Annotated in this window: 12 protein-coding genes; all 12 read right to left on the reverse strand. The window is 69.7% G+C overall.

All coding sequences use genetic code 11. The features are described 5' to 3' along the window. Positions 1-21: 21 nt before the first annotated feature. A complete protein-coding gene (locus ACWEKS_RS06535; RefSeq protein WP_452339142.1) occupies positions 22-1,482 on the reverse strand; it encodes a beta-ketoacyl [acyl carrier protein] synthase domain-containing protein in 1,461 nt (486 codons plus the stop codon). A gap of 22 nt (positions 1,483-1,504) precedes the next feature. Continuing rightward, positions 1,505-7,708 carry a type I polyketide synthase gene (locus tag ACWEKS_RS06540; protein WP_452339143.1) on the reverse strand — a complete coding sequence of 2,068 codons (6,204 nt, stop codon included), beginning with the start codon at positions 7,706-7,708 and terminating at the stop codon, positions 1,505-1,507. After that, positions 7,705-11,682 carry an SDR family NAD(P)-dependent oxidoreductase gene (locus ACWEKS_RS06545; RefSeq protein WP_452339144.1) on the reverse strand — a complete coding sequence of 1,326 codons (3,978 nt, stop codon included), beginning with the start codon at positions 11,680-11,682 and terminating at the stop codon, positions 7,705-7,707. Before ACWEKS_RS06545 ends, ACWEKS_RS06540 begins: the two co-directional genes overlap by 4 nt. A 3-nt stretch (positions 11,683-11,685) precedes the next feature. Further along, positions 11,686-12,747 carry an acyltransferase domain-containing protein gene (locus ACWEKS_RS06550; RefSeq protein WP_452339145.1) on the reverse strand — a complete coding sequence of 354 codons (1,062 nt, stop codon included), beginning with the start codon at positions 12,745-12,747 and terminating at the stop codon, positions 11,686-11,688. Positions 12,748-13,043: 296 nt separating this feature from the next. Then, positions 13,044-13,373: a hypothetical protein gene (locus ACWEKS_RS06555; protein ID WP_452339146.1), complete on the reverse strand. Its 330-nt coding sequence runs from the start codon at positions 13,371-13,373 to the stop codon at positions 13,044-13,046. A gap of 184 nt (positions 13,374-13,557) precedes the next feature. Beyond that, positions 13,558-14,052 (reverse strand): hypothetical protein, encoded by a 495-nt coding sequence (locus ACWEKS_RS06560; RefSeq protein WP_452339147.1) that lies wholly within the window; start codon positions 14,050-14,052, stop codon positions 13,558-13,560. After that, entirely contained in the window at positions 14,049-14,504 is a 456-nt protein-coding gene (locus ACWEKS_RS06565) for a nitroreductase family deazaflavin-dependent oxidoreductase (RefSeq protein ID WP_452339148.1), read from the reverse strand. Before ACWEKS_RS06565 ends, ACWEKS_RS06560 begins: the two co-directional genes overlap by 4 nt. Before the next feature lie 72 nt (positions 14,505-14,576). Beyond that, positions 14,577-17,060: an ATP-binding protein gene (locus tag ACWEKS_RS06570; RefSeq protein WP_452339243.1), complete on the reverse strand. Its 2,484-nt coding sequence runs from the start codon at positions 17,058-17,060 to the stop codon at positions 14,577-14,579. Positions 17,061-17,075: 15 nt separating this feature from the next. Beyond that, positions 17,076-17,414 (reverse strand): AfsR/SARP family transcriptional regulator, encoded by a 339-nt coding sequence (locus ACWEKS_RS06575; protein ID WP_452339149.1) that lies wholly within the window; start codon positions 17,412-17,414, stop codon positions 17,076-17,078. A gap of 141 nt (positions 17,415-17,555) precedes the next feature. Continuing rightward, positions 17,556-19,736 (reverse strand): MMPL family transporter, encoded by a 2,181-nt coding sequence (locus ACWEKS_RS06580; protein WP_452339150.1) that lies wholly within the window; start codon positions 19,734-19,736, stop codon positions 17,556-17,558. 5 nt (positions 19,737-19,741) lie between these two features. Beyond that, entirely contained in the window at positions 19,742-20,674 is a 933-nt protein-coding gene (locus tag ACWEKS_RS06585) for an SDR family NAD(P)-dependent oxidoreductase (protein ID WP_452339151.1), read from the reverse strand. Continuing rightward, positions 20,671-21,174, reverse strand: a complete 504-nt coding sequence (locus ACWEKS_RS06590) for a DUF2505 domain-containing protein (protein ID WP_452339152.1) — start codon at positions 21,172-21,174, stop codon at positions 20,671-20,673. Before ACWEKS_RS06590 ends, ACWEKS_RS06585 begins: the two co-directional genes overlap by 4 nt.

A 21,174-nucleotide genomic window follows, 5' to 3' on the forward strand; every position in this document is an offset into this window, starting at 1 on the left:
TGGACATGTTTCAGCCGGTCGCTACCGCGGAACTCTCGGCGCCGTACCGAGAAATGCGGGGGCGCAAGGGATCCGATTCCATCCGGGTCGCTGGATGTCGCCGCCCGGCGGCAGCGCCGGGGTGCCCTCCGGCGCGGGGCCGACGATGACATGCGCATTGGTGCCGATGGCGCCGAACGAACTCACCCCGGCGAGCGGGCCCGCCTCTTCGAGCGACCACGGGACTTCGTGCCCGGAGAACCGAATATCGCTGCCCTCCAGATCGATTCGCGGGTTCAGCGTCTGGAAGTGCGCCAGCGGCGGCACCGTCCGTTCGCGAACACACAGCAGCGCCTTGATCAGCCCGGCCACTCCGGCGGCGGCCTCGAGATGGCCGAGGTTGGCCTTCACCGCGCCCACATGCAATGGCTTGCCGCCGTTTCGGGTACCCAGCGCGGCGACAATGGCGCTCGCCTCGATGGGGTCGCCGAGGGAAGTGCCGGTGCCGTGCGCTTCCAGCAGTCCGATCTCCTCGGGCTTGCATCCGGCGTCGGCCAGCGCCGCCTCGATCACCCGGCGCTGAGCCTCGGCGTTCGGCGCGGTGAAACCCGAGGAGCGCGCGTCCTGGTTGACCGCGGTGCCGTGAATGACACCCAGCACCCGATCGTTGTCGCGGACGGCGTCGGCCAGCCGCTTCAGCACGAGCAAGGCGCCGCCCTCGCCCCGGACATAGCCGTTGGCCCGCGCGTCGAAGGCCTTGCACAAGCCGTCGGGGGCCATGGCGCCGGTCTGCTGGATGACCGCGGTGGAGCGCGGCGACAGCATCAGGCTCACACCGCCCGCGAGCGCGAGGTCGGATTCACCGCGCCGCAGCGCGGCCACCGCGTGGTGGACGGCCACCAGCGAGGAGGAGCACGCGGTGTCGAATCCGGCCGCGCCGCCGCTGAATCCGAAGTGATAGGCGATGCGGCCCGCGGCGAAACCACCGCCGATGGCCAGCGCCCAGTGCGGATCGACCTGTTCGGGTTCCCAGGCCGCGTAGTCCTGACGTCCGGCAATGCCCACGTAGGTGCCGACCGATTCCGGAAGCTCCCCGTTCGGGTCCATCCCGGCGTGCGCCAGCGCCTCCCAGGCCACCTCCAGCATCAGTCGATGCTGGGGGTCCATGGCCTGGGCCGCCTTGGGGGCGAAGCCGAAGAAACCGGGGTCGAAGGAGAGCGGGTCGGTGACGAAACTGCCCCGCGTCGGCAGGTAGTCCCATTCGTCCTCGAAGGGCCAGCGCCGGTGCCTGGGCATATCGGTGATCAGGCTGCGCCCTGCGCGCAGTGCCGCCCAGTAGGCATCCAGATCCTCGATGCCATCGGCGAAGCGCAGGCCCGCCCCGATGACCGCGATGGGCCCGCCGACCGGGGTCGACGGCGACTGCTCGCGTAGCTCCTTGATCGTCGCGGTGGCGCGGCGCAGCGCCGCGCGCAGGGCCGCCGTCGAATCCGGATCGTCCATGGAAGTGTCTCCTGATGTCATGTCAGCCGACGGTCACAGGGACCGTGGGCAGTGTGTCGGTGAGTCGTTCGCCGATCGCGCCCGCCAGCGTCTCGGCGGTGCCGTAGGTCCACAGCAGGGTGGGCGAAAGCCGCAGTCCGAACGCGGATTCCAGGCGGTTGCGCAATTCCAGACTCATGAGGGAATCGAGCCCGAGCGCTTTGAACGGCGTGCGGGAATCGAGCTCGGCCGCGTGCATGCGCAGTACGCGCGCGGCCACTTCGGTGATCTTGTCCCGGACCAGGACGTGCCGACCGGCGGCGGTGGAATCCGCCAGCGCCGCGTGGAATTCGACCGCCCCCGCCACCGCCGACACGAGCGCGCTCCGCTGCCGCAGCAGCTGCCAGCTCGGTTGGGCGGCGGCGTCGGGATACGCATCGAACCACAGTCGTGGGTCGAAGGCCATATACCCGGCCACGGCTCGGTCCTGGGCGAGGAAGCCGGCCATGGCGTGCCACGCCTCGCCGGTGGTGTAGCTGGTGATTCCGCGTTCGATGAGCCGAGCACGCCGATCATCCTGTGCCGCGGCCAGACCCACGTCAGCGAAGTATCCCCATTGGATGCTCAACCCGGGCCGCCCCGCGTGCCGACGCGCCAACGCGAGCGCGTCGAGATAGGCGTTGGCCGCTACGTACGCGGCCTGTCCGGAGCTGCCGATCAATGCGGCGGCCGAGGAGAACAGGACGAACAGGTCCAGGGGATCGTCGGCGGTGAGCGTGTCCAGGTGCCGGGCGCCATCGATCTTGGGCCGAAGCACGCGCTCCAACCGGTCCGCCTCGAGCCCCAGGATGGTGGCGTCGTCGAGGATGCCAGCGGCGTGGAAAACCCCGCGCAGCGGCGGAAGTTGCGCGCGGATCGCGTCCAGTGCCGAGGCGAGCTCGGCCGCGTCCGCCACATCGGCCCGATAGCTGTGCAGCCCGGCCGCTTCCACCGAGTCCGGTGCGTTCATGCCGATCAACGCCACCGCGCCCGCACCATTGGCGAGCAGGTGGTCGGCCAGACTGCGGCCCAGCGCGCCGTGACCGCCGGTGATGACATAGGTGCCGTGTGCGCGGAAACGCCCCTCCGGCAGGGGATCCGGAGCGATGTCGGTGACCCGGCTCGGTCCAGTGAGCACGAGCGCGCCCCGGCTCTCCTGCTCGATCCCGGCGAAAGCCGCCAGCAGGGCCGCTGCCCCAGTGAATTCACCGACGGTGATGGCTCCCGGGGCTGCGGCCCGCACACCGACCCGCTGCCACGCCTCCCGCAGTGCGGCGGCGAACCTTTCGGGACGACGAACCATCAATCCGGGGACATCGACTGCCGCGAGGGTGATCCCGTTCGCGAACTGCCGCAACCCGATCCGACGATCGATCCGGATATCCGATGCGCCGACCGCGAGAAAGCGCCCGTCCTCGGCCAGCACCCGCAGGCCGAGCTCGTCGGTCGACCCGGTCAGCGGATCGAGCACCACGTCGACCCCACGGCCGCCGGTCACCGCCCGCACCGCGTCCGCCCAATCCGGCGTCCGGGAATCGAAGACATCCTCGAGGCCGTGGTCGCGACGCAGCTCGTCCCGCTCCGCCGCGGTGGCGGTGGTGGCGATGATCCGCGCCCCGAGTTCGCGGGCGACGCGGAGTGCGGCTCGTCCCGATACCGTTGCGGCGGAGTGGATCAGCACCGTCTCTCCCGGCTCCAATCGAGCGAGGGCGGTGAACGCGTACCAGGCGGTGGTGATCGCCATGGGCAAGGCCGCGGCGAGCTCGGCCGACATGGCGTCCGGAATCGGTTGCGTGTGATCGGCCCGCACGGTCAGATGCGTTGCCAGGGAACCGAACCCACAGGCCACCACCCGGTCGCCGACGGCGCGATCGGTGACCCCGGGACCGACCGCGCGGATGACACCCGCGCACGCGAGGCCCAGTGGATTCCGGTCCTCTGCGTCGCCGGGAGACGTCCCCACCGCCCGTAGCGCGTCGAGGTAATCCACCGCCGCCGCTTCGATGTCGATCACCACCTCGCCCGACTCGGGTGAACGCACCTCGAACGGCCGCAGGTGCGGCTGGGCTCCGATCCGTCCGGCAGCGCCGACGAGCTGGAACGTACGCGTCGTGCCATGCCAAGGACGCACAGCCGCAGTGTTTTCCGGCTGCTCTCCCTGTTCCAGACGGCCCACGTACCGCCCGGCTCCGGTGCGCAGCACGATCTGGTCCTCGCCGGTTCGCGCCAGGAGTTCGGCGGCGCACTCATCGAACCGCCGGTGCGGTGCGCCGAGATCGGGTGCGGCGAGATCGATGATCTCGGTGGACAATTCGGGGTGCTCGCGGCGCGCGACCCGAGCGAATCCCCAGTACAACGCGCCACCTGGGTCGGGGCACTCGGCGGGGTCGATCGCCTGGGCCGCCGTGGTCACCACCACCAGCCGTGGTGTCGCAGCGCATGATCGGACGCATGCGGTGACAAGGTCCCGGAGTTCGAGCAGCCCTCGGCGCTGGAGGTCCAAGCCCGCGTCGGCCGGGGGCGCGAGGTGCACTATCGTGTCGGCCTGCTCGGCGCCGACGGTGGCCCCACCGCGGCGCAGCGCCGCGGTCAGCTCGGCGACGGCGTCTCCGAACCCGGTGACGGCGAAAGTTCCTGCAGGCCCGCCCGTTTCCACGCGGGTGGCCGCCTGCCAGAGGAAGGACAGTTCACGGTCGTGCGTCCCGGTCTCGGCGCGCACGTCCTCGATCGCGAGCAGTTCGAGGCCCAGGATGCGGGCCAGCGGCGCACGCTCGTCGTCGAAGACGTGAATATCGGCCGTGGCATCGGAGCGTCGGACGGCATAGGCCCAGGCGGTGTCGAGGTGTCCGGCCGGTCGGCCGTCCAGCAGCAGTTCATCGATGCCGCCGGGCAGAATGGTGTGCTCACCCTCGAACAGCGCCAGCGCCGTCTGCATGGCGCAGTCCACGAGCGTGGCGTGCAACTCGCCCGGATGCGACGTGGCGCGAGCGCTCTCGCTGAGCACGATCCTGCTCAGCGCGAACTCACCCGCTTCGTCGCGCCCGCGCCGGAGCTCGCACAGCCCTTGGAAATTCGGCCCCAGGTCCACCCCGCGCCGGGCGCAGGTGGCGTAGAACTCGGCCACCGGCAGCTCGTCGCCGGGCAAGGGTTCGCCGGGTAGGGACGGGAACGGTCGCGGCGGGGCGCCACTGTCGGGGGTCCGCAGCGCACGTCCGCGCGCATGCACCGTCCACGTCTCGGCGTCCGTGTCCAGCGCCGCGATCTCGAAGCTCGCCCCGGCCGCGAAGTCCTGCCGCAGCGTGATTTCGACCCGGGACGGCATCGCGCCCAGGGTGAGCATTTCCACGAACCGCAACCCTGACAACGACACCGTGTCCGCACCGAATCGGGTGCGCGCCACCGCGAGCGCCAGCACCGCCCAGAACGCGCCGGGAACCACCACCGCGTCGCCGACCACATGATCGGCCAGCCAGGGGATCCCCGCCGGGTCGACCGGCAGCGTCGCGTGCCAGGTCCCGGCTTCGATAGTGCTGGGGTACAAGGGGATTCGATGCGTTCCTACCGCCGGTTCGAGCCGCGCCGGACCGGCGTCGGGGAGCCAATGCGATTGCGGGAGCAGCGGATACCGCGGCAGCGCCTGCGTCGTCGAGCCGACCGCCGCGAAGGGTCGCAGCCCGGCGACGAAGGCGCGCGCCAGACTGCGCGGCCACTCGATGCCGGGATCACAGTCCCGATAGAAGGACGGCAGCACTCGCGGCGCGTCGGCGCGCTCGGCGGCCAGCTGTTCCACCGCTGGCAACAGCACCGGATGCGGGCCGATCTCGACCACATGGGTGACGCCGGTATCGAACAGCGCGTTCATCGCGTCGGCGAAAAGTACTGGTTTGCAAAGATTTTCCACCCAATAGTCGCCGATGAGGTCTTCCGGTCCGACGGTGCCCACCCGGACCGTCGAGAACATCTCCCGCTCGCCCGGCAGGGGCGCGACACCGGCCAGCTCGGCCTGCAAGGGAATCCGTACGGCCGCCATCCCGGGGCTGTGGGAGGCGTAGTCCACATTGACCATTCGGCAGAAGACGCCGTCGGCCCCGAGTATCTCGCTCAGCGCCTCGATGGCGTCGGCGTCACCGGAGAGCACGCACGAGGTCGGGCCGTTGTGCACGGCCAGCGCCACCAGATCCTCGAATCCCGCGATGGCGGCGGGAATCTCGGTGACCGGCAGCTCGACGGCCAGCATGCGTCCGGTCCCCGCGACCGACCGCAGCAGGGCACTGCGCCGAGCCACGATGAGCGCGGCGTCGTCCACGCTGAGCAGACCGGCCACCGTGGCCGCGGCGATTTCGCCCTGGCTGTGTCCGACGACGACGTCGGGCACGATGCCCGCCCGCCGCCAGCAGGCCGCGATGCCCAGGGACAACGCCCACAACACCGGCTGTACCTGATCCACCCGCTCGAGCCAGCCCGGGCCCGCGGCGCCCGACAGCACCGCGACCGGATCCCAGTCGACGTGGGGTCGCAGCGCGCCGGCACACGTGTCCACGGCCGCGGTGAACTCCGCGTCCCGGCCGTAGAGCGCGGCGCTCAGGCCGTGCCATTGCCCGCCCTGGCCGGGGAAAACGAAAGCGGTACGGCCGATTTCGCGGGCTCGTCCGGACAGCGTGGACGGCGATTCGGCGGCGGGGTCGTCGGCGTGCGCGCGCAGTGCCGCCGCCAGTTCGTCCGGGGCGGTGCTCAGCACCGCCGCCCGCAGCGGTTGCGCGGGCGCGCGCAGGCTCAGCGCGGCGACGATCGGGGCCACGCGGTCGGGTTCGGCGTCGAGCAGATCCGCGAGATCGCGGCACCGCTGCCGCAGTGCGGTCGCGGTATGCGCCGACACCGGAAGGAACCCCGCGACCTCGGTGCTCGGTGCCGTCTCCGGTGCGACGCGGGGCGCGCGACGCAACACCACGTGCGCGTTGGTGCCGCCCCAGCCGAACGAGTTCACGCCGATGCGGACGTCATCACCGTCCGGGAGCACGCTGTGCTCCCGCACGACTCGCACATTCAGCTCGTCGAAGTCGATATCGGGACTGAGCTCTCCGGAGTGCAGGCTCGGCGGCACCACGCCGTGCTCGAGGCACAGCACGGCCTTCACCAGTCCGGCGATGCCCGCCGCGGCTTCCAGGTGACCGATATTGGTCTTCACCGAACCGATCAGCAGCGGTCCACTCGCGGCGGCGCGCCCGGCTCCGAGGATCTCACCGAGCGCCCGCGCCTCGATGGGATCGCCTCGGCGCGTTCCGGTTCCGTGGGCCTCGACATAGGCGAGCGTGTCGATGTCCAGCGCTCGCGTCGGGTAGGCCCGCCGCAGCAGATCCCGCTGGCCCTCGGAGGAGGGTGTCACCAGGCTCTCGCCGCCGCCGTCATTGTTCACGACGGTTTCCGCGATGACCGCCCGCACCCGGTCGCCGTCGCGCAGGGCCGCCCGCAACGGCTTGAGATAGATCGCGATCACGCCCTCGCCACGGACGAATCCGTTCGCGCCGACCCCGAAGGCCGCGCAGCGCCCGTCCTCCGACAGCCCGCCGAAATACGTGAGCCCGACCGAAACATCCGGTGCCAGAATCAGATTCACGCCACCGACCAGGGCCGCGTCGATGTCCCCGGACCGGATGGCCCGGACCGCCAGGTCCAATCCGACCAGGGCCGAGGAACAACCCGTCTCGACGGTCATGCTCGGTCCGGTCAACCCGAGGGTGTAGGAGACCCGCGAGGCGATGACATCGAGCGCATTGCCGACCGAACTGTGCTGGCTGGCGCCGAGGCCGCGCTGCTTGCGCAGAATCTCGTAGTCGTGCCACGAGGCGCCGATATAGACGCCGGTGCGGGAGCCACGGAGGTCATCCGGGCGCGCACGGCCGTCCTCCAACGCGCGCCAGGCCATTTCGAGCATCAGGCGCTGCTGCGGATCGATATCGGCGGCCTCGCGCGGCGACACGGCGAAGAACGCCGCGTCGAATTCCGCGACGCCGTCGATGAACCCGCCGACGGCCTGAATCCTGCGCTCTCGGTCCAGCGGGGCGTCGGTGTCCCAGCGTTGTTCGGGCACCGGGCGAATGGCGTCGCCGCCGGTGTTCAGCAGCTCCCACAGCGCCTCGATATCCGCCGCACCCGGAAATCGGCCCGCCATGCCGACGATCGCGACGGGCTCCATCCCCGCGATGGTCATCTGACGCTCCCGACCGACTCCGCCGTAACGACCGCGGTGTCGCGCAGTCGGTCCGTCGCCTCGGTGAGGCGGGCAATGAGGTCGGTGGGCAAGGGCTCTCCGTCATAGATGGCCGATAGGCGATCGAGGAGCTGTTCGACCTCGACGACGATCGGGGCGGCCAGGTCGGCGGGCCTCGGGATGATCTGTTCGAGCACGTGGCCGGCCAGCAGCCGGACCGTCGGATGCTTGTAGATCACGGCATTGCCCACCCGCACGCCGGTCATCGCCCGCAACCGCGCACCGAGTTCGATCGAACCCAGAGAGTCGAGACCCATCTCGGCGAACTGCCGATCCGATTGCACCACATCGGGTGTGGCGTGCCCGAGCACCATCGAGACCGGCGCTTTGAGCAGTTCGGTCATGGCGGAGAGCCGCTCCGCCGGACCGAGCGCCGCCATCCGAGCCGTCAGCGCGGCCGGGTCGTCGGCTTTCGCCGCGGCTCGGCCCCCGGCGTGCGGCAGCGCCCGGAACAATGGCGCGGGTTCGCCGGTCGACCCGTCGGCCACCATCGAGATGTCCAATCCGACCGGAAGCGCGTAGGGCACCCCGGTGCGCAGTGCGGCATCGAAGAATTCGACGGCCTCCGCGGATGTGATCGGGGTCAGCCCCAAGCGGCCGAACCGGGCGCGGTCCGCGTCGTCGAGTTCGTCGAGACTGGACGTGTCTCCCCACCAGCCCCAGGCCAGTGCGGTCGCGGGCAGTCCGCGCCGCTGCCGGTACCCGGCCAGACCGTCGAGGAAGACATTGGCGGCGCTGTAGTTGGCTTGACCGGGCCAGCCGAATACCCCTGCCGCGGAGGAGAACAGCACGAACATCGACAGGTCCAGGTGCGCGGTGAGTTCGTGCAGGTGCCACGCGCCGACGGCCTTCGCGGCCAGCGCGGTATCGAGCTGGTCGGCGGTGAGCGCGGTGAAGGTCGCGTCGGCGAGCGCCGCAGCGAGATGGACGACCGCGCCGACCGGATGCGCGTCCGGTACCCGGGCCAGCACGGCGGCCAGCGCGTCGCGATCGCTCACATCGCAGGCGGCAACGGTCGTCTGCGCGCCCATCGCGGCCAATTCCGCTGTCAGTTCCGCGATTCCGGCCGCTCCCGCACCGCTGCGGCTGGTGATCAGCAGATGCTTCGCGCCGTAGCCGCGGACCAGGTGCCTGGCGATGATCGCACCGATCGCACCGGTGCCACCGGTGATCAGCACGGTGCGGTTCGGATCGAAGGCGGGCGGCGCGGCGGCCGCCTCGGGCGGGGGCGCGACATCGGCCCCTGAGCGGAGGCGGCGGCCGAGGAATTCGCCACGGCGCATCGCCAATTCGGGCTCCTCGAGGCGCAGGGCGGTCGCGATCTCGTCGAGGCTGATGTCGTCCGCGTCGAGATCGATTTGCACGATGCGGTCCGGATGTTCGGACTGCGCGGTGCGCACCAGCGCCCACGTGCTGGCGTCCACCAGCGCGGAGACACCCGCGTCGGCCTCGGCCGAATGCACACCGCGGGTGAGGATGACGAGTTTGCTCTCGGCGAATCGTGGCTCGGCCAGCCATGTTTGGATCGTCTTCAGCATCCCGGCGAGTTCGGCGCGCAGCGCCTGCGGCGGCTGCGCATCGGATCCCGTGTCCCCGGAGACCAGCCGCGACCACACCACCACGGGCGGCACGGCGTCTTCGTGATGCACCGCGGCATAGAGGGATTCGAGGTCACGGTGCGTGCCGAACGCCCCTCGCACACCGAGCGGCCCAGCGCCGACAATCGCCCATTCACCCCGGCTGTCGGAGTAGCGTCCGCGCCACGCCTGGAGGGGCAGCCATTCGACGCCGAAGAACGCGGGGCGCGAGCCGTCGACCGCAGCCTCGTTCCCCATGTCTGGGCCAGCGTCGGATACGACCGTATGTCGATACCGGCGACGTTGGAAAGCATAGGTGGGCAGTTCGATCGGCCGCTCGGAGCCGACCGGGTAGATCGTCGGCCACGCCGGGCACACACCGCCGACATGCCCCTCGCCGATGGCGGTCAACACCCGGCGGATACCGGCGTCGTCGCGCCGGAGCGAGCCGAGAATCAGGCAGGAATCCGCCGCGTCGCCCAGCGATTCGTGCATGGCGGCGGCCAGGACCGGGTGCACGCTCAACTCGAGGAGAGCGTCGCAGCCCGCCGCGTGGACGCTGCGGCAGCCATCGTCGAAATTCACCGGCTCGCGCATGTTCCGGAACCAATAGTCCGGACCCAGTTCCTCGCCCGCCAGCACGCCGCCGACAACCGTGGAGACGAAGGTGACGTCGGTGGCGCGCGCCGTGACCGGGGCGACCGCGGCGGAAAAGCGTTCGCGCAGCACATCCACGTATTCGGTGTGCCCGGCGGCCTCGGCCGCGAGCCGACGCGTCCGCACGCCTTCCCGCTCGCACGCGGCGAGCATTCGGTCCACCGCCGCCACCCCGCCCGCGACGGTAGTGGCCGACGGCGAGTTGACGGCCGCGATGTGCAGATCCGCGATGCCGGACATCAGTTCACGCACCCGTGCGGCGGAGGCGTTGACCGCCGCCATCCCGCCGGTCCCCTTCAGCTCGACCAGGAGCTTGCTGCGCGAGACCACGATCCTGGCGGCGTCGGACAGGGTCAGCGCACCCGCGACATACGCGGCCGCTATCTCGCCCTGTGAGTGCCCGATCACCGTGGCGGGCACGATTCCGAACGACTTCCACAGTGCTGCAAGGGAAACCATTGCCGCGAACAGGGCGGGCTGCACGACGTCGGGACGTTCGACCGGGGGTGCGCCCGGCGCTTCGTTCAGCACGTCGATCAACGACCAGTCGACGAATTCGGACAGAGCCGCATCGCATTCGGCGATGGATGCCGCGAAAACCGTGGATTCGGACAGCAATTGCGCGGCCATACCCGTGAATTGCGGGCCGTGGCCGGGGAAGACGAACGCCACCCGGCGGGGCACGGCGCGGCCCCGAGGCGGCCCCGCCGGATTGCCCGCGGCCACGGCCGCCAGCCCGGCCAGCAATTCGACCCGATTGCGCCCCAGCACCACCGCACGGTGGTCGAAGGTCGACCGGGCCGTGGTCAGCGCGTGGCCTACCTCGCGCGCGGTGATCTCGGGGTGCGCCCGGACGTGGTCGGCGAGGTGCGCGGCCTGCGCGACCAGCGCCTCGGGCGACTTGCCGGACAGCGGCCAGATGACCAACGGCACCCGGTGACCGCGGTCCGACAGCATGGCTGGCGCGGACTCTGGTGCCCGCTCCAGCAGCACGTGGGCACCGGTGCCACCGGTGCCGAACACCGATACCGTGCCCCGGCGCGGCATCGGGTCCTCGCCCAGCGCGCGAATCAGGTCGAGCACGGCCGAGATGCCCGTCATTGGGGAATCACCCCGCAACTCTTCCTGGACATCGAGGTCGGCGGCCGTGATGCCGGCCGCGTGCAACAGGGCGTCGGTGGAATCGCCCTGATCGATCACGGAGACCCGGACCAGGGCGAGCACCCGGTGGCCGCGCTCGTGGGCGTCGGACAATCGCTCCAGCACGAAGACCGCCGCGCCCTCGGCCAGGCCGCCGACGCCGCCCGCGAGCGCGAGCGAACAGTCACCGGCGGTCAACGAACGCGTCGCGAGCGCAAGGGCGGCCAGCGTGGCGGACGCGCCGGTGTCGATGCTCAGCACCGGACCGCGCAGGCCCAGCACGGTGGCGGCGCGGCCGAAATCGCCGCCAGCGGCGCCGATATGGACGCTCGTGTCGCTCCCGTGCAGCGTCGTCGGGTCGATACCCGCGTATTCCACTGCCTGCCAGCAGGTTTCGAGCAGCATCAGGAGCCGGCCATCGGTGGCCTCGGCCGCCGCCTGATCGAATCCGAAGAACTCCGCGTCGAACGCGCCCGGTTCCGCACTGGCGGCCAGGCCGACGATCGCGATGACGTCACCGGTAGGGACATATTCCGACATGTGTCACCTCAGCGCTTGCGTCGACGTGGCCGCATCCAGCTCATCGGGCGTGAGAATCAACATCATGGTCAGCGGCTCCACCACCAGACGCTGCGGTAGACCCGGCCCGAGTCCGATCACCGTGGTGGTTCCGATCCGCTCGACCTGCGTCATCAGCGGCTTGACGCCGACGGAACGAATGTGGTTGTCCCGGAAGAACTGTCGCACTTCCTCGGCCGTGGACACGGTATCCGGGGTGTGCGAAGAGAACAGCGTGATCTTCGGATCCCGGAAGGTCATCCCGGCGACATAGGGTTCCATGAAGTCCGTCGCGTACTGCGCGAGGGGACTGTGGAACGCGCCGGGATACTCCTCCAGCATCTGCATGCGACGCGGATGCTCGGCGACCAACTCCTCCAGCGCGTCGGCATATCCCGACAGCACGATGACGTGCACATCGCCGCCGTGGGCGGCGTCGTAGTCGGCCGCGAGATAGATTCCGGGGCGACGCTCGCCGTAGTAGTCGTGCGGGTCGTCACCGAATCGCAAGGCGGCCACCGCCATTCCCTGCGGTCGCGAGTCGGGCGACTGCGGTGGAATGAGCCGGTGGTGGTGCAGCATCTGGAACAGTTCACTGCGCTCGACCGCACCGGCCAGACTGGCGGCGATCACGCCGCCGAGGCTGATACCGCCGACGGCGTCGGGATGAATGCCGCGGTCGGCGAGCACGTCGTACATACCCACGACCAGCGTCGCCTGCCGCAATCCGTCGAAAGCGTGCAACGCTTCCTTGCCTTGACCGCTGCCGCCGCCGACGAGCAGATCCTGGACGGAAAGTTCCGTCCATTCGGCGACCTCGTCGAATGCGCGGCGAATTGTCGCATAGCGGTCATAGAATTCTTGGACGGACGAATCTGTCAGTGGGATATGACCACCGAGCAAATAGGATGTAGTCACACTCGGACCCTTCCGGTCGACAAAGGGTCGCGAAGTCCCCCCCGATGTCAACCGCTCAGAAAATTCGGTTGCGTAACAGTTCCGCCACGCGTAGCGCGTATAGACGGAAGAAGAAGCCCCCAAATGCATTGCGCATCTGTGAAGTAGCACTGCCCGCTGCGCGGGGCGCAGCACCAAATCTAGAACTGGTTACAGAAACTGTCAAGGCGTAATGGATCTCGTAGCCCTCGTCTGCTGCCATATCGAGCAGGGCATCGGATCCTTCCGTGTGCCCGGAGACAGCCCGCCAGCGACCGAGCAGTCCCTGGATGGGTAGTGTGGTAGGTCGCCACCGGATTCCCTTGCCACGGCGCCCCATACAGGCTGGACGGCTGGCAGGCCATTCTGCTGATAGCCGAGTACGTGGATGCCGAATGGCCGCCACGTCAGATCGTGACCCTCCTCAGTGATCCGCAGCGTGACGAGGCCCATCGGATATCCCGCAGAGGGATGCGCACCACGGATCGAAGTCCGAAGGTCGGATTCTTCCAGAAGACGATCAGGTCGGTTCCACGCAGCGCCGCGGCGAGTACACCGAGATTCGCGATCGCCGATGCCGCGTCGTCACCCTGCTCATAGAACCGCGATACGACATACCCCAGCACGGGCTGGGTACGTGTCCTGTCGAGGACGTACACCTGTGGACGCGGCGCGAACCCGCTCGACAGCATCGCCTCCGTCGCAGATTCGACCATTGTCTCTTCGAGCACTGTCATCGTTTCCGAAAGGCTGCGCCGACGCGTTCCACCCCCATATTCGACCTTGCGGCAATCTCGGTTAGCTTACCCGACTCGGTTAGGTGAACGCACTCAGAAGCATTACACCAGCACGCATTTCACCAGCAGTGCGGTTCGCGTGCTGTACTCGCGGTGTGAGGTCAGGGTTCAAATCCCCTTCGCTCTACCGACAGTGCGAGAAGGCGACGGTCGCGATCGAGCAGGCGAAACCACGAGCCCGCATCAGGATGCCCGCCGCAATGGACGGCGCGACTGCCGCGCCGCCCCCTACACGATGAACCATCAGTATTGATACTGAGTCGGGATCTCGCCCCCACTCCAGGATCGTGGTGTTGAGCGGCGCGGATGCTGACACCATGTTCGGCGTTTGGGGGTGGCTTCTATAGAACGCCGAGTAGACGCCGATCCACCCGCACCGCCATCCGCCGACCCAAACGCGGTGATGCGATCGCCGTGGCCGCTCATCGGGCATCACCGGCTGCCGGGTGCCTACCGCCCGGATCACGATGTCCGGCCTGTGCACCAGCACCGCCCGGTTCGTATGCTGGTTCGCCAGGTCCACAGAACGGCAGAGCCGCAGGTCATCGACCTGCGGCTCTGTCGTTTTCTTGCGATGCACCAATCCGTAAGGCCGGGCTCCTGCGGCGACGTCGTTCACTCGCGTGGGCAGAGCAGGACCAAGGGGATCTGCCGGGTGGTTCGCTGCTGGTAGGTCTGGTATCCCGGGTACGCCGCGACGACCTGTGGCCACCGCCGGTCGCGTTCCGGCGGGGTGAGCACGCGGGCGGTCATCGGTTGCTTCGCGCCGTGCTGGAACGACACCTCGACCGCGGGATCGGCACACAGGTTGTGGAACCAGTCCGGGGAGATGTCGTCTCCGCCCCGCGAAGCGACGATCAGATAACTGTCGTCCTCCACGACGGGGACGGTGAGAATCACGGTGCGCGGCAACCTTGTTCGCCGTCCGGTGGTGGTGAGAGCCAGGGTGGGCATCTTCTTGAATCGGGTGCCGACGCGGCCGCCGCTGAGGTCGAGCAGTTTGCGATGCGCGGTGGTCACGGTCTTCAGGTACAGATCGGTGGCCGCGCGAAAGCGGCGGGGATGCGGCACGGGTACTCCTCGGTCGGTCGGGATCGTCGGAAGTGATGGTCCGGGTCCGGCTTGTGAGCGACCTGTGAAGCGTCAGCGCTCGAGACGTTCGGCCGCCGCGTTGAGAATGCCTGCGCGGGTAGGCAGTTCGTTGGCTCGCAGATAGTGCTGCTCGGCCGTGTCGGGGTCACCGGTCGCGAGGGCCACCAGCCCGCGGGCCATCGTGTTCGCCACCTGAGCCTGCCGCCACTGATAACGGTCGGCCAGCACGGTGGCCGCCTCGAGATGCTCGCGGACGGTGGCGATATCGGCCGTGGATGCGGCGGCCTGGAGCGCGACGGTGTGCCCGAGGAGCAGGTAGTCACTGCGGTCGGTGCGGCGCCCGACCTCGATCAGCTCGGCCCCGAGCGGGCTGCGGTCGGGCGAGTCGTAGAGCGAGGCCATGGCTTGCAGCGCGGGAGCGAGCAGAGCGTCGTCACCGAGTTCGCGGGCCAGGGCCTGCGCCTGAGCGGCGGCCGTCGCGGCGGGTTCGCCTGCCTCGCCGCCGATCTCGTCGACCAGGGTCACCGGCAGCCGGCACCGGTCGGCGGGAGTGAGGCCTGGGGAACGCAGCGCGTCCGCTATCCAACCGACGACCCGGTGCTCGACCACGCCCCACGGCCGATTCATCCACGGGGTGGGTGTCTCCCAGGCGGTGAACGCCCGTACCAGCAGATCGGCCCGGCCGGCCTCCTCGGCCAGCGCTGCGGCCCGATGCCGAGCGCTTCGAGCGGCGAGCCCGGCTCCACCGGCGAGATGGCTGCGACCCGCCCGGCACAGCATGGCGACCCGTTCCTCGACCGTATCGGCGCCCGTGTGGCGCTCGAGCGCCGCGGCCGCGCGTTCGTACCCGGCCGCGGCGACGTCGTGGGCGTAGCGCCGCTCGGCCTGTTCGGCTGCCGCCACGGCGTAGCCGGCGGCCCGTCGTGCCGTCTCCGGGCTCGCCGACTCGCCGTAGTGGTGGGCCAGGGCCGCGAGATCGCCCGGATCGATCTCCTCGATCGCGGCGGCGACCCGCCGATGCCATCGGTCGCGGCGGATCCGGGACAGATCGCCGAGCAGCGTCTGACGCACCAGCACGTGTGTGAAACGCGCTCGGCCGCTGGCGGGTTCGTCCAGCAGCCCGGCCAGCACCCCGGCTTCCACCGCGTCCAGCACCTCGTCCTCGGATACCTCGGCCGCGTGCATCAGCACCGCGACATCGAACTCCCGGCCGATCACCGCGGCCAGGCGCAGCAGCGCCACCCCGGTCTCGGGAAGCCGGGAAAACCTGCGGCGCAACACATCTCGCACGCCCGCCGGAACCTCCGCCGCGGCTACCAGCTCGCCCTCGCTCTGCAGCAGACGTGCGACCTCGACGAGATAGAACGGATTTCCGCCGGTGCGCTCGTGCAGGGTCGCGACCACGGCGGACGCCGGTGTACTGCCGGTCAGGGCGGTGATCAGGCGACCGCTGTCTTCGACGCCGAGGCCGCGCAGCTGAACCCGGGCGCGGACGGAGGTGGCCAGGGCGGCGAGCGTGTCGGCCAATGTCGGCGGCACCTCGTCCGGACGGTAGCCGACCACGACGAGCCCGGGCACCTTGGTCGCCACCGCGGTGAGCAGGGCCGCTGTCTTGGTGTCACCTCGGTGTACGTCATCGAGCAGGATCGCCAGCGGAGTGTCGGCGGCGACGGCGGTGAGGTAACCGCACACCGCCCGATGCAGCAGGAAGCGGCCGTGGGCGTGGCCGGAGTCCGGTGTGCCGGCGCCGTCGGTGAGCAGCGGCGCCAGGGCGGGCGCGAAGCCGCCGGGATCGTGCTCACGGGCCAGGGCGCGCAGGATCTCGACCCATGGCCAAGCCGACGGAGCGGCGTCGTCCTCCGGGCAGCGGCCGATCACCACGCGGTGCCCCGACGCGCGCAAGGCAGCGTCGAGGTGCTGCAGCAGAGTCGATTTCCCGCTGCCGGCTTCGCCCGCCACCGTCGCCGACCGCGGGCCGATGCCGGCGGCCGCTTCGCGCAGCGCGGCGAGTTCCGCTGTGCGGCAGAACAATTCGTGACCCGGTCCGGTCGGTGCGGCGCTTCCGGTCGCGATGGCCGAAGAAGGTGTCTCCTGGAGTGGAATCACCGGCTCGCACAGCGGGATTCGTTGCGCGAGAATGTCCGACTCCAGCCGCGTCAAAGCCGGACCAGGATCGATGCCGAGTTCGGTCGCGAGAACGCCGCGGGCCTGCCGCAGGGCGCTCAGCGCGTCGGCCTGGCGGCCCGCCCGATAGCGAGCCAGCGCTGTCAGCCGCCAGGCCTCCTCACGGAGCGGGTGTTCCCTGCTCAGCACCTCGGCCTCGGCCGCGGCGAGCGCCGGCTCGCCCAGCTCGAGCAGGGTGGCCGCGAGTCTCTCGCGTGCGCCCAGCCGCAATTCCTCCAGCCGCGCCGCTTCCGCGGTCGCCCACGGCTCGGCCGCGAAGGCGGCGTACGCGGGACCCTGCCAGCGGGCGAGCGCGCGTTCCAGCGTTTGTCGTCTCTCACGCGGATTATATTGCCGCCCAGCAGCTTCCAGTTCGGCGACGAAGCGTCACGCGTCCACGTCCTCGGCGGCGAAACGCACCGCGTAGCCCGGGGTCCGGCTGATCAGAACGGTGGCGGGTGTGCGCGGCGCCCGCTGCGGCTCCAGCAACCGCCGCAGGTTGGAGACGTAGGCCTGCAATGCGCCGAGCGCCCGCGGCGGCGGTTCGCCTCGCCACAGGTCATCGATCAGGCGATCGATCGGCACCACCTCACCCCGCGCGACCAGCAGACGCGCCAGCACGCCGCGTTGCCGCGGGCCGCCGAGATCGAGTTCGCCACGCCCGTCGGCCGCGGTCAGCGCGCCGAGTACTCGAATCCGAACCTGGCGTCTGCTCGGCCGCCGCATCTTCGCCAAGGAATACCGCGAGATCTACCGCGCTGATCCCGAGTGGTGACCGCTGACGACAATCGAAGTCCGTGCTGCCCGGGTAGTCTCCCCGCCGGGTGGGACCGGCGATAACGCCGGGCCCCACGCGGTTTGCGGGTATTACCCTCCGACGGTGGCCGGTTCCGGATGCCGGCGGCGGGGAGCCCACCAGTTGAGGCGGCCCATGGTCTGCATGAGGGCCGGGACCAGGATGGTGCGGATGATCGTTGCGTCGACCAGTACGGCCAGGGCGAGTCCCAGGCCGAAGAGTTGGACGAAGGACACTCCGGAGAACGCCATGCCGACGAAGGCGATGGCCAGCAGGGCCGCGGCGGCCGTGAATATCCGTGCGGTGCGGGCGATTCCGGCGGCGACGGCGCGACCGGTTGCGCCGGAGGCGAGATACTCCTCGCGAATGCGTGACAGCAGGAACACCTCGTAGTCCATGGATACGCCGAATGCCAGGCAGAACATCAGGATCGGCATGGTCGGGACCAGATAGCCGGTCGAGGTGAATCCCAGTAGGCCCGAGAGGTGTCCGTCCTGGAAGATCCACACCATCGCGCCGAAGGTGGCCGCCAGCGACAGCACCGTCAGCGCCAGCGCCTTGATCGGCAGCACCACACTGCGGGTGAACATCAGCAGCACCAGGAACATCGATACCGCGATAATGCTCAGCGCCAGGGGAACTCGCCGGGCCAGCGTGGATACCGAGTCGGCATTGCGGGCCGCCGGGCCGCCGAAGAGCACCCGGCTCGGGGCGGGGACCGAGCGCAGGCGGTCGAGTTGAGTGGTCGCCGCCGTGGAATAGGGGTCGAGGCGAGTGCCGATCCGCAGATACGTGCCCGCGTCCCCGGCGAGTGCGGATTGTGGTCCGGCTACCTGGAATCCGCCGGCGTAGGCCCCGGCGCTGGACAGTACCGACGTGACATCGGGAATCTGGGACAGCGTCTTCGCGTAGTCGCCGACCGCCGCGGTGTCGCCGTGATCATCGGGCAGGATCGCCAGGATGCCCGCGGTCAGGTTCTCGGAGAAGCCGGACCGGGAGGCGTCGCCGACATCGCGGCTGGAGCCGGCGGCGAGCACCCGATCGTCGGCCCAGCCGAAACGCACGGTGAGGAACGGTGATCCGAGCAGCAGCAGGACCGCCACCACGGCGGTGATCCACAGCACGGGACGGCGCATCACAGCCGTGGCGAAGCGGTACCAGCGGTCGTCCTCAACGGGAACGGGTACGGGGTCGGGGCGTCCGAGACGGCGGCGCAGGAACCGCCGCACATCCCAGGCGTCGACCCGGGAACCCATGAGCGCCAGGGCCGCCGGGAGCACCAGCAGCGTGGTGAACACCGCCGCCGCCAGCACGGCCAGTCCGGCGTAGGCGAACGAGCGCAGGAAGTACAGCGGGAACACCAGCAGCGCGGACAGCGACAGGGCCACGGTCAGACCGGAATACAACACGGTGCGCCCGGCCGTGCGCACCGTGCGAACCACGGCCTCGACGGTGTCCGCGCCCGCCGCGATCTCCTCCCGGAACCGGCTCACCATGAACAGGCTGGAGTCGAGCGCCACCGCGAACCCGAGCGCGGTGGTCATGTTCAACGCGAAGATCGAGACATGCCCGACGGCGGCCAGGCCGCGCAGGACCGCCAGGGCCGCGCCGATGGTCACCACACCGACCAGCAGCGGCAGCATGGAGGCGATCAGGCTGCCGAACACCAGCACCAGGGCGATACCGGCCAGCGGGACGGCAATCGATTCGATGAGCACCAGGTCGAGGGTCACCTGGCGGCTCATCTGGGCGAGCGCGACCGCTTCACCGCCCGCCCGGATCTCGACTCCGTCGCGGGTGCCGTTGTACTTCTCGGCGATGGCTTCGGCCACCTTGGGCGCGGCGGTGTCATCGCCGCGCGCGAAGGCCACGATGACGGCGCTGTGCTGATCCTTGCTGCGCAAGGCCGGCCGCATCTCGGTCGCGACGCTCCAATACGACTGCACGCCTTGCAGATCCGAATCGGCGCGCAGTTCATCGGTGAGCTGCCGTCCGACCGTGGTGGCGGCCGGGCCGTCGATGCCGTCGGGCGCGGTGAGCAGCAGCACGACGTTCGGTGCGGCACCCGGGAAGTGCTGGTCGAGATACTGGTCCACCCAGGTGGATTCGGAGTCGGGCGCTTGAAAGCCACCGGACTGCAGGTGCATCGGCGCGGACCAGCCGACGGCGTAGCAGAGCACAGCGGCCAGCCCCGCCACCGCCAGCACGGCCCGCGCGCGGCGCTGGGCGAAGAGCGCGATTCGGGTCAGCATGGGGCTCACCGCCGTTCGGCGGGCGGCACGTGTCGCGCGGCCCCGACCAGATCTTCGGAGACCCGCCAGAGTTCGGCGGCTCGCTCCTCGTCGTAGGACTCCGGTGCGCTGGGCACCTCCGCCGCCCCCGTGAAGTATTTACCGGTGGTGTCGGCGAGTTCGGGTGCGGTGACCAGCCAGGCGAGGTCCGCCGCCGATCGAGTGACGGTGCGGGCAATGGGCATCACCTTGATGAGAACCGGTGCGAGGAACCGGAATCCGATGCGCGCCACAGCCGGGTAGCCGCGCGACAGCCCGGTCTGCGGCATCAGCCCGGGATCGAAGGCATTGGCCGTGATACCCCGGTCGTGCCAACGCCGCGCCAGCTCGTGGGTGAAGTAGACATTGGCGAGTTTGCTGGTGGCATAACGGATTCGGCCGTCCACCCCGGAGTCCCGCTGGTCGTCGGGGTCGGCCAGTTCCCGGGGGTGACGCCATTGCGGCGCGGGGAAGCCCATGGACTTGCGCGGCCCCTGATGCACATCGCTGGACACCACGACGACTCGCGCGCCCGGCGCGAGTAGATCGGCGCACGCGGTGACGAGCGCGAAATGCCCGAGGTGATTGACCGCGAAGGTGAGTTCATAGCCGTCCTGGGAGGTCCGCACACGGTCCACGATCTGGAGGCCGGCATTGCACACCACCGCGCCCAGTCGCGGATTCTTCCGGCCGCGCAGTTCCGCCACGGCCGCGTCGACCGAATCGAGCGAGGCCAGCTCCAGTTCGACCAGCTCGATCCGGGCATCGGGCGCGTGCGCGCGGATCCGCTGAACCGCTGCCTCGGCCCGCTGCGGGTCGCGGCATCCGAGGATCAGCGGAATACCCTCGGCGGCCAGGCATTTCGCGGTCTCCAGGCCGAGACCCGAGGTCGCCCCGGTGATCAGCACGGGGTCGTTCATTCCGCGTTCTCCAGCCACTTCATCGTGAATTCGTCGATGGCGGCGGCGGTGCTCGCGAAGGTCTTGCTCATATCGGTCTCGATCAGCCTGCCGATCAGGGGAACTCGCGCCTCGATCGAGCCCGACATGGTGAACTCGCAGCCGATTTCCGTGCGGCGCACCACCAGATCGGCGGTGAGCGAGATGGTCATGCCTTCCACCTGCCCCTGCATCCGTCCCCGGGCCACGCCGTCCTCGGGTTCGCTCCACGATTCGCTGTAGCGGTAGCGCACCCCGTGGGGCCGGAAGGTCGCGGCCGGACCGGGCAGCGCCGAGGCCGGGATGACGGTGTTCACGGTGACCATTGCCAGGCCGCCCGCGGCATCGAAGGCGGCCAATTCCGCGTCGGGGCCGTCGATTTCGCGAATGCGCTGCTCCCAATAGTCGCGGGAGCCGAGGACGCGATGGAACAGCGTGTCGGGGTACGGGTAGGGGGTGGTGTGTTGCACGGAACGCGACAT

This window comes from Nocardia sp. NPDC004711 (genome assembly GCF_053601595.1).

Bases quoted from the DNA above. Each gene is read 5' to 3' on its own strand.
- ACWEKS_RS06575 (WP_452339149.1), bottom strand. From the start codon at position 17,414: ATGCGGCGGCCGAGCAGACGCCAGGTTCGGATTCGAGTACTCGGCGCG.
- ACWEKS_RS06555 (WP_452339146.1), bottom strand. From the start codon at position 13,373: ATGACAGTGCTCGAAGAGACAATGGTCGAATCTGCGACGGAGGCGATG.
- ACWEKS_RS06545 (WP_452339144.1), bottom strand. From the start codon at position 11,682: ATGTCGGAATATGTCCCTACCGGTGACGTCATCGCGATCGTCGGCCTG.
- ACWEKS_RS06590 (WP_452339152.1), bottom strand. From the start codon at position 21,174: ATGTCGCGTTCCGTGCAACACACCACCCCCTACCCGTACCCCGACACG.
- ACWEKS_RS06535 (WP_452339142.1), bottom strand. From the start codon at position 1,482: ATGGACGATCCGGATTCGACGGCGGCCCTGCGCGCGGCGCTGCGCCGC.
- ACWEKS_RS06585 (WP_452339151.1), bottom strand. From the start codon at position 20,674: ATGAACGACCCCGTGCTGATCACCGGGGCGACCTCGGGTCTCGGCCTG.
- ACWEKS_RS06540 (WP_452339143.1), bottom strand. From the start codon at position 7,708: ATGACCATCGCGGGGATGGAGCCCGTCGCGATCGTCGGCATGGCGGGC.
- ACWEKS_RS06580 (WP_452339150.1), bottom strand. From the start codon at position 19,736: ATGCTGACCCGAATCGCGCTCTTCGCCCAGCGCCGCGCGCGGGCCGTG.
- ACWEKS_RS06550 (WP_452339145.1), bottom strand. From the start codon at position 12,747: ATGCATTTGGGGGCTTCTTCTTCCGTCTATACGCGCTACGCGTGGCGG.